The sequence below is a fragment of the Marinomonas profundi genome (assembly GCF_020694005.1).
Classification (GTDB): domain Bacteria; phylum Pseudomonadota; class Gammaproteobacteria; order Pseudomonadales; family Marinomonadaceae; genus Marinomonas; species Marinomonas profundi.
In genome coordinates, this window is the sequence record NZ_CP073013.1 from 656,443 (window position 1) to 668,941 (window position 12,499).

The following is a 12,499-nucleotide window of genomic DNA, read 5'->3' on the forward strand; positions in this document are numbered from 1 at the left end:
AGTGAGTCTTCGGCTCTTTTTATTTGAATAAATGATTAACCTTGAAAAACGCCGCACGCCTGATTACGGTCGTACCTCCCTCATCAGGCCTACAAAACGTATCCAACCTTCGCGGGAATGACCACGCTGGATTTTACAGCAAGCTGCGGGGAATTTATCTTGCCAGCTTATCTTGCAAGGAATTCCGCACGGGTTTTGTCGCTGCGTTTAAACAAGCCACCTAAGGCGGTGGTTTGAGTCGACGAACTGGCGTCCATCACGCCGCGGGCTTTGACACAGTAATGCACAGCACTAATGCTGACGGCGACATTATCGGTTTCCAATAAGGCTTGTAATGTCACCAAAACTTGCTGGGTCAAACGTTCCTGTACCTGTGGTCGTTGGGCAAAAAAGCGCACGATTCGATTTATCTTAGACAAGCCGATGATCTTGGTTTTCGGCAAATAAGCCACCTTAGCCAAGCCATCAATGGTCACAAAATGATGCTCACAAGTGCTGATAAAGCTGATATCACTCACCTTCACCATTTCATCCACTTTCATCTTGTTTTCAATCACGGTGATCTTAGGGAACTGGCCATAATCCAACCCTGAGAAGATCTCCTTCACGTACATTTTAGCAATGCGATGGGGCGTTTCGGCTAGGCTGTCGTCGCTCAAGTCCAAACCCAATGTGGTAACGACATCTTCAAACGCATTTTTAATACGCTGGTATTTCTCTTCACTGGTCAGGCCATTATCGATCATGGGGGTTTCTAAACCACTGCTGACAAGGGCATCGCGTACTTTTATCGCCGCGTCAGACAAGACAGGACGAGTTAAATTGGTTGGTTCCGCTACGTTAGTTTTCATATGTTTGTCCTACGTTACTTAACCCTGTCTTATGACATGAAGGTGTTCAAAAAAGGCATCCTACTGGGTGGATTAAACCAAATGTCGACCTCCATCAAGTGACAAGGTTCGACCTGTCATATAGTGACTGTCTAAGATGTATTGTACGGCTAATACACCCTCTTGTTCTCCTGGCTCTCGACTCAACAAAGACTTATGCAAGGCTTTTTGTCGATATTCAGCGTCGTCATCGTCATGAAACATCAAAAGCGAAGGCGCTATGGCGTTCACTTTAATGTTAGGCGCAAAACGCTTGGCAAACGAATGAGTAAGGTTAGCCAAACCCGCCTTACTCGATGCATAGGCAATGTGTTTATCACTGCCTTTTTCAACGACATAATCTGTCATGTGGATGATGTCTGTCATCTCACCTTGCTGGGATTTCGCACATAATAATGCTTCAAAGGCAAGATTTATACGATAAGGTGCAAATACATGCACTTGCCACATTTTTTCCATCAATAACGCGGTGTCTTCGCAATGCTCCTCCGATTCCCATTCCGACGCATTATGGATAATTCCTCGCAAGGCTTGATAGTCTTGCTGTATCTTGGCAATGAATGCATCCACCCCCGCCAACGTAGAAAAATCCGCTTGGATGCAGCGTATGCCCTGCGATTCTAGATCGGCAATGCTGTCTCTGCTGGTTCGGTAAGTGACAAGCACATCATAATCTTGCGCTGCGAGTGCTTGGGCACAAGCAAGACCAAGACGTTGTGCCCCACCCGTGATGATAATAGGCATTTTACCCGTCATAAGTACCCTTTCCTACTGAGTTATGTTCATCAATGACATAAAAATACGATTCAATCTAAATGCTATGTCGCTTAAATACGCTGCCACTTAGACGTGGTGTATATTTCTGCTAAATTTAATTACGCACCTTATTGAGAAAAAGATCAATATCCGCAATCCAAGTTTATTGTTTTCACGTATAGACTGAACAAAGATCAACCAAAATGCGCTAAGACCACCCTGTCTCCCGTTCGACTACCCAATAAAAGAAGGAATGACCATGTCTCAATCCATTGAAAAATCAAAATCTTCTCTTCTCACACCCAGCAGTATTCCGCAGGAAGCCTTTGACTGGTATGACGAGTACGCCCATGGTGACATAGATCGTCGTACTTTTTTATCTCGCCTAGGCACGCTCAGCATCACCGGACTGACTCTTTCTACTGTTGCTGGCGCCTTGACGCCCAATTACGCCTTAGCAGAACAAATCTCTTTTAATGACCCAGACATCAGCGCAAGCTATGTCGAGTTTCCAGCGCCCAATGGCCATGGCACAGGTCGCGGCTATTTGGTCATCCCCAAAAATGTTAACGCTGACAACAAAGCGCCTGCCGTCTTGGTTGCCCATGAAAACCGTGGCCTTAACCCTTATATTGAAGACGTGGCCAGACGTCTCGCAAAAGCCGGCTTTATTGCCTTTGCTCCCGATGCACTGTTCCCTCTCGGTGGTTACCCTGGCAGTGACGATGCGGGTCGTGAAATGCAAAAAACCATGGATAGCAGCAAGATCGAAGGGGATTTTATGGACGCCGCAACGCTGTTAAAACAGCACGCGTTTAGCAGTGGAAAAGTCGGCATGGTTGGATTTTGTTTTGGTGGCTACTTAACCAATACACTCGTTGCCATGATGCCAGATACCATTCACGCTGGCGCCCCGTACTACGGCACACCCGCTAAATCGAATATTGATGACATTAAAGCCCCCCTGCAAATTCATTTTGCCGAGCTAGACAAACGCGTCAACGACACTTGGCCTGAGTATGAAAAAGCCCTCAAAGCCAATAAAGTAGATTACAGCGCGTATATTTATCCTAAAACCAACCATGGCTTTCACAATGACTCTACCGCGCGTTATGACGAGAAAAATGCCGAGTTAGCGTGGCAACGCACCATCAGCTTCTTTGATAAAACCTTACGCACTTGATAATAAAATGATGGGATTCATGGACAAACAACGGCCTGTCTATTGAGGACAGGCGGTTGTTTTTTTGGTCTCGAAAGCAGTAGTGTTTTGAGGGTATTTAAAATCAATGCCTCGTACATTGGGCGTTTGTAGCCATAGAGACTCGCACAAATCAGACACGCTAATATCATTACTGGATTGCAGCCAAGCCACCACGGCTTTGGCGACATTAGGATAGGAAATTTGCACCACTCGGCTTGTCTCTAACCATTCTTGAATAATCGCGGAATTGAGTGTTTCACTGGTTTTAGCAATGCCGAGCAAATCCAACGCGATGGCATTAGAATGCTGCTCTATTTGCCCTTTCAATGGCTTCGCTAGAATACGACGGCCCAATTGCAGCGCTTCTGAGTTCAATTCAAAGCCCGCATTACAAAGCACAGATTCGCACTCGCTTAAATTCTTTTGGAACACATCTCGGCCAAAGGGAAAGACAGCGACATTGCCATACACACCCGGCTCAATGTCTTTACAATGTAAACGAAACTGATAGTTTGGCACGCCTTCAAGCCAGTCTAAAACCGCTTCGCTGTTTTCAAAAGGCAAATACACCAGAACCTGATCAGAGCTCGCTATATTAACCATGGTCTGCGTATGAATCAGCGGCGGCAATATTGGCTGGCCAAAATGATGCCAATGGGCGCCTAATTGCGTCACCGCTGGCGCGAAATTCGACATAATCCACTGGGCAATAACATTCTTTTTATAACGTGGAATATCATATTTAAACGCATATTGATGACCAAATCCCACGCAAGGCACGCCTTGGCGTTTAGCTGCCCACGCCACAATAGGCTCAAAATCGGTCATCACCAAATCATAACCACGGGTATTTAATGCTCGAATATCTTGATACAACCTGATGAAGTTCGCCTTTCGACAGGTGGCGTACAAATCTAACTGGCCATTGCGCGCCACAAAACTCAACCCTTGAAAGGTACGATATTCACCAAATACTGCCATATCAAAATAGTCGTGCGCGGGTCGCCCTGAAAAAACAAAATCCACCTCGATACCCGCCAGTTTCATTTCAGCTGCCATGGCTCTTGCACGCGTGATATGACCATTTCCAGTACCTTGAACGCCATACAGTATTTTCATAACAGCACTCCGATCGCCACGGCCGCACAAATGCTGCCCAGCAAAGCCCCAATCACGGTATCGGTTGGAAAATGTACGCCGAGAAAAATACGCGATAAGCCCACATTGGCAGCCCAGAAGTACAGCATAATATTCAGACTGGGAAACCACTCACTCAAACAAAAGGCCACAAAAAATGCCCCTGATGTATGGCCAGATGGAAAGGAAAACTGATCCGATGGGATAATAAAACTATTGAAACCGTCTAGGGCATCCGCTGGACGATTGCGCTTAAAACCGCGCTTTAAGACAAAATAAATCCCTCTTTCAAACACGAAACCAAACGCCAAAACAGCCACCAGAGTTTCGTATTCCGCCCACCACAGCAACAATGCCCCTAAAGCATACAAGGGGCCATCGGCTGAAAAGGAAATCGCCCGCCCGAGAGTGGTTAGCTTGGCCCTATGTTTACGCGCCATACACCAAGAAAAAGTCTGTACATCAAATGCATGGATATTTTGCAGTATGTTCATGCTCATCACCTCACTGGTTTGTCTTACTTTCAACATAGACCAGTAAAATGTCTTTTCTGTGACACTAAGGTGACAACTTAAGGAAAGGGGCCTTTACCTCACAACCAGTTGGTTAGCATAATACCAACGCCTATCGATTGGGTTTGGTGGTTATAGTCCAATAGTGATTGCCCGTAGCCATTAAAGTATTGGATATAGCCTCGGGTTTTCCCCCATAAAGGAAAGGTAAACCCAACCTGTACCGCGCCTCTATTACCAGAGGATTTAAGATTATTCCGCAACATCAGGTCAATACTGTAATCGTCGATTACATGCATCACATTAAACTCACCATAGCCGTAATAGTTTTCAATGTTGGGGTTATCGTCTATATCGGCGCTTTCAGGGAATCGGTACCATGGCTTAAAAGAAAACACGGTATCGCCATTCTCAAATAAGAAATCCACATAAAAACGGTTCCACGAACGAGACAAATCCCCCGTCTGGCCATTAGATTGATGATTAAACCCATAGGAAACATAGCTTGGCTTAATGCCTAAAAACCCGTCCTTCGGCTTAGTCACAATAAAGACTTCTGGTTCATGGTTGGTATCACGAAAAGGCGCCGAGATACGGCTATTGTAGGCCTGCCAATAAGCTTGCTGAGTATAGGCAAACCACAAACTTGTATTGCGCCCCACCACCTCATACACCACAGGAAATTTAACGCTTAGCTGAAATTTAAACTCGACGCTCTCTAAGGTCTCACCGTCCGCCTGATCGCCTAAGAAAGAACGATCATTAGGGTTTGAAGTATAAGCAAAAGGCAGAAAATAGTTTGGTCGATGAGGGGTTAAAACAAACGGGTTATTCAAGGTCGCCGTTTCTCTATTTTCCCTTTGCTGAAACAAGCCATTCGCTTCTCTTGCACGCTGAGCAATCGGCTCTGGCACCTCCGGCTCTTCTGGCGAATAAACCTCACTTTCGTCTGTTTCTTCTTCCGTCTCGCTATCATCGGTACGATCAACGGAACTATCATCACCAGTACTATCTCCAGTACTATCTCCAGTACTATCTCCAGTACTATCACCAGAACCATCAATAGTACTATTAAACGAGGTATTTGAAGCCGCTGCCGTTGTTTGCGATCCGACTTGAGCCCATAACAAACTGGGCATGGCAATGCTTAAAAAAAGCATCGCTGAGCAAAGGGTATTCATTCTATTTAAAACCTTCTCTGGTGATAAAATGCACCATTGCTATTTGATTAAAACGACTAGGACAGCACAACTTTCTTGGCATAAGTGTCACGCTCCATTTCACAGACTTCTACCGAGAAACTCACATCTTTTAATGAAAACTGCGTTAGCGCATCAAGCACCAAATGGGAAAGCTGCTTTCTTTGCTCTAGAGTTCGACCGGACAACATCCTCAATATGACGTGTATAAACGCATCTTCTCGACCCGCCGTCAAAAAGCTTTTATAGGGAAAACTGCGCAATTTAATGTCTTCCGCCGTAAATAACGTCGATGCAATGCAGGCTTTCTTCACGGCTTCAAGTAAATCAACCGGCGGCACTTCTTGTTCTAAATTCTGACTGTACTCAAGAATACAATGTGGCATAGACACTCCTTTTAGACTTATTTTAAGACCTTGTTAATCAATAGCCTCGTATCGGATCGACGGCGGGCGGAATATCCCCCGTTAATCGATAGCGTTTAATATTCGAGGCAACAATGTTACTGGCGCTAATCGGATGGGTTGGCGCAGAGATATGCGGCAACACAGTCACCGACTCATGACGCCAATAAGCATGTTCAGCTGGCAACGGCTCTTGCCCAAACACATCCAAAACCGCATGAGCAACATGCCCTTTTTCAAGCTCAGCTAACAACGCATCGTCATCAATGATCGCGCCACGAGCAAAGTTAATGATACTGGCACCAACAGGCAAAAACGCTAAATTTTGTCGATTCAATAAGCCTGCGGTTTCTTGCGTTAAAGGCAACAAACACACCAGTATATCACTTTGACTTAATAACGACGTCAATCCCTCTTCACCCCAAAAACACGACACATCGTCTATTTGCTTGGCGTGACGACTCCAGCCCGCCACGCTAAAGCCATTATCAACCAAACGCTTGGCACTCACTCGCCCTAACTCACCTAAGCCAAGCACGCCAATGCGGCGCTCTTGCGCCTGTACCATCGGGCGCGGAGCCCAAGCTTGCTGTGCCTGTTGTTTGGCATAACGGGGCATATCACGATGAAGAAAAAAGGTCCACGCCAACACCGCTTCTGACATGGTCTTGGCTAAATTAGAGTCGACTAAACGCACAATGGAAAAAGTCGGAGATTCTAACTCATTCATCATCCGCTCAACCCCAGCCCACACACTGTGCACCCATTTCAATGCCGGTAATGCCAATAAATCATCAGGGTTAGGATTGGCAACAATCGCGACATCGCATTGTTGTTTTTGCTCTGCTGTTAACTCAGCAAATGGCAGGATAACCTCGTCTGGTAAAACCGCTGCAAGCTGCTTAATCCAGACGCCTTGTTCTGCAACACTCATACGACTAACAAAAGGAATCATTGTGCATACACCTGTGCCAAATCTTTAAAGCCTTTCAGCTCAATCGCATTGCCACTGGGGTCTTTAAAAAACATCGTCCATTGCTCTCCGGGCTGACCTTCAAAACGAACACTAGGCGCCAAGTCAAACACCACATTCGCCTCGGTTAAGCGCTTCGCCAGTTTTTGCCATGCATCCAACGGCAAAATCAAACCAAAATGCGGCATAGGCACAAGGTGTTCCCCTACTCGTCCCGTTTTTGTCGTTGGGCTAGGCTCACCCAAATGCAGCGATAATTGATGACCGTAAAAATCAAAGTCCACCCAAGTCTCTGTACTGCGCCCTTCCTCACACCCTAAAACCTGAGTGTAAAAAACACGTGTTTCTTCCAGCGACGTCACATGATAAGCATAATGAAATAAAGCAGACATAAGCACTCCTAGCATAATCCATGAATGAGTAAATGAGCCTAGAAAATACAGCACACACAGAGAAAGTAAACATCAAGCTCTAGTGTCGATTTATATACTTAGCATTAGACGAAAAAATGCGGGGCCTGAGTCTGCCCCAAAAACACCCTAAAACAGAGACCTTAATTCAACGCATCATAGACAAAGGTCGAGACAAATTTATCCGCTGGCAACGGATGGCCGAAATAATAGCCCTGATAATGAAAGCACTGCATTTCCCACAATCTATGGTATTGCGCAGCGGTTTCAACCCCTTCTGCTAAAACACTAATATTAAGCGCTTTTGACATCGCAATAATCGCACGGACAATCGCTTCATCGCTGCCATCTACCAATAAATCACGCACAAAAGATTGATCAATTTTCAGTCTATCGATGGGTAAGGATTTTAAGTATTTCAAGGAAGAGTAGCCGGTGCCAAAATCGTCAATAGACAGATGCACGCCTAAGGCCTTTATCGCGTGCATTTTTTCCAGACAAGACGATAAATCATTGAGTAACGTGTTTTCGGTAATTTCAAGGTCAATGCAGCCAGCAGGAACATCATGTTGCTCAAGCTGTGCTTTTAGCATGGGCAAAAACCCCGCCTGCTGGAATTGAATCGGGCTGACATTAATCGACATACGCCAAGAAGCATGCCATTTGCCTTCTTTTAGCCAGATCGCGACTTGCGACAATGCCTCATTCAACACCCACTGCCCAATCTCCACAATCAGCCCAATTTCTTCCGCGACCGGAATAAAGACCGCAGGCGAGATAAAGCCTTTGTCTCCCTCCTTCCAGCGGATCAGCGCTTCCGCACCGATAACCTGTCCGTTCGCATCATTCTGTGGCTGATAGTAAAGTGCAAATTGCTTATCTTCTATTGCATGATGAAGGGCTTTCTCCATCTCAAGGCGCGCATCTGAAACCGCCTGCATTTCAGACTGATACAAGGCAAACGTATTGCGTCCAGACGCCTTTGCTCGATATAAAGCGGTATCCGCTTGCTTTAAAATTGTTTCAGCGAAGCCTTGTCCTGCGTCGTGGCCAGAAAAAATAGCGCCGCCTAAACTGGCGGTAATATGCACCTCATGATGACCGGCTTTTTTCACTTGTTGGCAAGCCGACATCACCCGCTCAGCAAAGCGCTTTATGTGCTTTTCCACCGCCGTTCGGTCATCGCCTAGGGACTCCAATAAAAAAGCAAATTCATCCCCACCCATGCGCGCAAAAACAACCTTATTGTCAACCTCAATAAGAGAAAGCAACTGATCCGCAAGGCTACAAAGCAACTGGTCTCCGACATTGTGCCCAAGAGAGTCATTGATGACTTTAAAGTGATCAACATCCATAAACACAACCGCTGAATAGCCCAAAACATGCCTTTCTCGTTGTACAACCTCTTCCAACCGATCTGATAAAAACTGACGATTGGGTAATTTCGTCACCGCATCGTAATACGCCAAGTAATGAATATGCGCCTCGGCTTCTTTGCGCTCTAATACATCGCGGACCAGTAGTATGATTTCGGTCTTACCTTGTAGCTGATATTTTGCTAAGCGTATTTCGACCGGAAGCTCTGCATTCTGTACTTGATAAACCGCTTCCACCGTTTTAGTGGAACCTTGCTGCAAAGAGTGCAGCACACAAGAAAACGCCGTCCACGAAGACGGCGTATGCAATTGCGCCAAAGAGCCAGACCGAATCTTTGATGCACTCATTTTAAGCATGGATTCTGCGGCACTATTCACCAAGGTTATGCGGTGGTCTTCATCCAATAATAAAATACCGTCCGCGGCGTGCTCTATCATCGCTCGGGTATGACGGTTGCTGCGCTCCAAATCGCTTAAAGCCGCCTTCAGCTTATCCCATAATTGCACGAAGCTTGCATGCAAGTTTCCCAATTCATCAGAGCGATGATAACGATAAAAGGAACCCGGTAAGGATAAGTTTTCATGACGCCCCACGGTCGACAAAGACTCAGTTAAACGCTTCAGCGGATGCGTCACTAAAAAGTAAAAAAACAACGAAATCAAAGACGCTAAAAGCACATCTTTAAACAAGTTATAAGTGAGAATAGACAAGTGTTCGGTGAAAATGGCCTCTAATAAGACACGCTTTTCAGGATAAATAGACAGGTAACCCGCCTGAAACTCTGGGGTTTCGAGACGCAACTCGCGACGGTATTGCGGTAAATCTGATAAAAAATACTCCGCCAATGACGGCGAAATAGAGAAGTCGCCTGCTGCAGCCGTCGCCTCAACAAACAACACACCCGCATCATCTCGAACCTCCACACGCGCAATCGCTGAACTGGTCAGTAAGCTATCAACTTGCTGTTGTGCAAAGTCAACATCCAAACGAAAAACCGCTTCTGCCAACGGCTTGCCAACAATCGCCATAAGCCCGGTAAAGTCTTGATTAATCTGTGCTTTATGTTGACGAATCCCTTCTACCACCTGAATAGCACTACTGACTAAACTCAATACGACCGCCAACGCCAAGGTTAAAACGGCTTGTTTAATAAATAATGATTTGGAAAATACCATGCCCATTCAGACTCGCTTAATGTTCCATATTTAGTAATTTTAACGTCTAAAAATAGACAACATTCACAATCAAACACACTGTCTCGCAACATAACACGGACGACATAAGAATAGAATAACATGCGCCCAGTGTTTGCTTTTGTTACCAACCCAGATGAGCCGAGGCACGAAGGCGTTATCTGGCAATGTAGACGACAACTAACTTGAAAACTCCGTACAAACGTACCCAACCTTCGCTTGAAAAACTCCGATGATTCCCCCCAAAAAAACAAAAAACCAGCATGAGTGAACATACTGGTTTTTGATTGAACCGGCTCCTCTGGCTCGGAATAAAAGTTAACCGATGACGGCACCATCTTCACGCGATATAGCGATAACACTTGAGCGCGGCGCCGATTGCCCACCTTCAGGCCAATGGGAGTTGCCCTTCTCACCTGGGTGCTGAATGCTAATAAACATCGTCGTTCTGCCAGGGTTCCAAGCAAATCCGGTGACTTCACATTCATTTGGCCCAACTAAAAAGCGACGAATTTCACCGGTTTCAGGGTCCCCTACCAGCATCTGGTTATTCCCTTGGCCTTTAAAGTCTTTTTCATTTGAATAGTTGCCATCGGTTTGAATCCACAACAAACCTTTAGAATCAAACGCCAAGCCATCTGGGGAGTTAAACATATTGTCTTGATTAATGTTTTTAGAGCCCGCATTAGCGTCGTCGAACACCGCAGGGTTGCCTGCCAATACAAACAAATCCCACTTAAATTCCGCACTGGTATGATCTTCGTTCATTGGCGACCAGCGTACAATTTGACCGAAGTTGTTTTTCACTCTTGGGTTAGCGCCCGTCGCTGGTGCTTCATCGCCCCCTTCGTTTGGTTTAACACCACGGTTTTTATTGTTGGTCAGCGCACAATACACTTCCACTTTATGAGGATGAGACGCCACCCACTCTGGGCGATCCATGGTCGTTGCGCCCACTTTAGACGCTGCCAGTCGAGTATGAATCGCAATTTCAGCGTCGGTCATACCGGTTGTTTTGGGTGTTAACGCTAACCATTCACCGCGATTGTTATCATGAAATTTCGCCACGTATAACGTGCCTTCTTCTAGCAAATCGCGATTATTACCACCGGCCAAATACTTGTGCTTCGACACAAAGCGATACAAAAACTCACCGCGCTCGTCATCGCCAAGGTAAACCACTACATGACCGTTACTGGCAATCGCTACTTCGGCATTTTCATGTTTAAAACGGCCAAGCGCCGTACGCTTTTTAGGGCGCGACGTCGGATCTAATGGATCGATCTCAACCACATAACCAAAACGATTTGGCTCATTTGGCTCTTTTACCAGATCAAAACGCGCATCGGCCAAGGCCCAGTCATAACGCCCCTTGCTACTAATACTATAGCGTTTAAAACCGTCACTCATTTTGTAGTTTGCATCGCTTGCGGAAAAATAACCGTTAAAATTCTCTTCGCAGGTTAAATACGTTCCCCAAGGCGTCTGACCACTACCGCAGTTATTCCACGTGCCTTTCGCCACTAACCCTTTAGGGTCCGCTGAGGTTTGCATCCATTTGTGACCACGAGCAGGGCCCGTGATGTCCATTTCCGTATCGGCGGTAATGCGACGGTTGTAAGGCGAGTCTTGCACCACACCCCATTTACCACCACGTTGAGCCACTTCAATAACAGACACGCCATGGGCGGCTATATTTTTGCGCACATCATCGGCATTAATCGGCATGGCATCAGCACGATTAGCGTGTAAAGTTTTAGGGTTAGTGTATTCATGATTGATGGCCATAATTTGCTTGCCATCTTTAGAAAACAGCGCCATGCCGTCGTTGTGATCGCCAAAGGCCAATTCCTGAGAAGCCCCCGTGCCACCCGTCGCTGAATCAAACGCTGGCGCATTGCTCCATAAAGGGTCGCCCCAAGACACAACCACTTCCCATTTATAACCTTCTGGCACAGTAACAGCATCAAGCGCATTCGCTTTCACCATACTAAAAGCAAGACGTGAGTCTGTCGTCGTCGACGCAGCAAGCGCATTACCAGCCGCCAACGTGGTAGACCCCATCACAAACGCGCTGGCCCCCACTGCCGCACCGCCGCCTAAAAAGCCACGGCGAGAAACCATTTTATGCGCCACTTCTTCAAACTCAACCACTTCTGGCGCCGGACGTACTAATTCGTCTAACTCATCAAAACTCAAATTCTGCATCTGTTCGATCTTCATCATACTGCCCCTGCATTTTTCAATAGATAGTCATTCAATGGATCGTTGTCCAAGAAATAATGGTTCAAGTGATAGTCTTTAATAATCCTGACCAAAAATGAGCCCTCCCCTGCAAGAGAGCGAACGCTAAATCTATAAACAAAACATGACATTAGAATGACAGTTAAACGACACTATGATTATATGAGGAAAGCAAACCTATAAAATGCACTCAAAACGGC

11 protein-coding genes are annotated in these 12,499 nt (G+C 46.1%); 1 reads left to right on the top strand and 10 read right to left on the bottom strand.

Going from position 1 to position 12,499, the window contains the following annotated elements; all coding sequences use genetic code 11:
- Window positions 1-167: 167 nt before the first annotated feature.
- A complete protein-coding gene (gene folE / locus J8N69_RS03010) occupies window positions 168-851 on the bottom strand; it encodes a GTP cyclohydrolase I FolE (protein ID WP_168822801.1) in 684 nt (227 codons plus the stop codon).
- Between the two features lie 72 nt (window positions 852-923).
- Window positions 924-1,646, bottom strand: coding sequence for a dihydromonapterin reductase (gene folM / locus J8N69_RS03015; protein WP_168822799.1), 723 nt, complete (start codon window positions 1,644-1,646; stop codon window positions 924-926).
- Between the two features lie 259 nt (window positions 1,647-1,905).
- Between folM and J8N69_RS03020 the strand changes: the two genes are divergently transcribed.
- Window positions 1,906-2,829 (top strand): dienelactone hydrolase family protein, encoded by a 924-nt coding sequence (locus J8N69_RS03020; protein ID WP_168822797.1) that lies wholly within the window; start codon window positions 1,906-1,908, stop codon window positions 2,827-2,829.
- 39 nt (window positions 2,830-2,868) lie between these two features.
- On the opposite strand, the gene J8N69_RS03025 is transcribed toward J8N69_RS03020, so the two are convergent.
- The 8 genes from J8N69_RS03025 to J8N69_RS03060 form a co-directional block, all read right to left on the bottom strand.
- Complete coding sequence (locus J8N69_RS03025) at window positions 2,869-3,969, bottom strand: MJ1255/VC2487 family glycosyltransferase (protein WP_168822795.1); 1,101 nt, start codon at window positions 3,967-3,969, stop codon at window positions 2,869-2,871.
- Window positions 3,966-4,481, bottom strand: a complete 516-nt coding sequence (locus J8N69_RS03030) for a phosphatase PAP2 family protein (RefSeq protein WP_168822792.1) — start codon at window positions 4,479-4,481, stop codon at window positions 3,966-3,968. The genes J8N69_RS03025 and J8N69_RS03030 overlap by 4 nt, the downstream gene beginning before the upstream one ends.
- Window positions 4,482-4,579: 98 nt before the next feature.
- The gene (locus J8N69_RS03035) at window positions 4,580-5,680 is read right to left on the bottom strand and encodes a phospholipase A (RefSeq protein ID WP_227803959.1); all 1,101 of its coding nucleotides are present in this window, start codon (window positions 5,678-5,680) and stop codon (window positions 4,580-4,582) included.
- A gap of 56 nt (window positions 5,681-5,736) precedes the next feature.
- A complete protein-coding gene (locus J8N69_RS03040) occupies window positions 5,737-6,084 on the bottom strand; it encodes a 5-carboxymethyl-2-hydroxymuconate Delta-isomerase (RefSeq protein WP_168822791.1) in 348 nt (115 codons plus the stop codon).
- 37 nt (window positions 6,085-6,121) lie between these two features.
- Window positions 6,122-7,057: a 2-hydroxyacid dehydrogenase gene (locus J8N69_RS03045; protein ID WP_168822789.1), complete on the bottom strand. Its 936-nt coding sequence runs from the start codon at window positions 7,055-7,057 to the stop codon at window positions 6,122-6,124.
- Complete coding sequence (locus J8N69_RS03050; protein WP_168822787.1) at window positions 7,054-7,467, bottom strand: VOC family protein; 414 nt, start codon at window positions 7,465-7,467, stop codon at window positions 7,054-7,056. The genes J8N69_RS03045 and J8N69_RS03050 overlap by 4 nt, the downstream gene beginning before the upstream one ends.
- A 161-nt stretch (window positions 7,468-7,628) precedes the next feature.
- Window positions 7,629-10,043, bottom strand: coding sequence for a putative bifunctional diguanylate cyclase/phosphodiesterase (locus J8N69_RS03055; RefSeq protein ID WP_168822785.1), 2,415 nt, complete (start codon window positions 10,041-10,043; stop codon window positions 7,629-7,631).
- A 330-nt stretch (window positions 10,044-10,373) separates the two neighbouring features.
- Window positions 10,374-12,281 carry a PhoX family protein gene (locus tag J8N69_RS03060; RefSeq protein ID WP_332461494.1) on the bottom strand — a complete coding sequence of 636 codons (1,908 nt, stop codon included), beginning with the start codon at window positions 12,279-12,281 and terminating at the stop codon, window positions 10,374-10,376.
- Window positions 12,282-12,499: the final 218 nt, after the last annotated feature.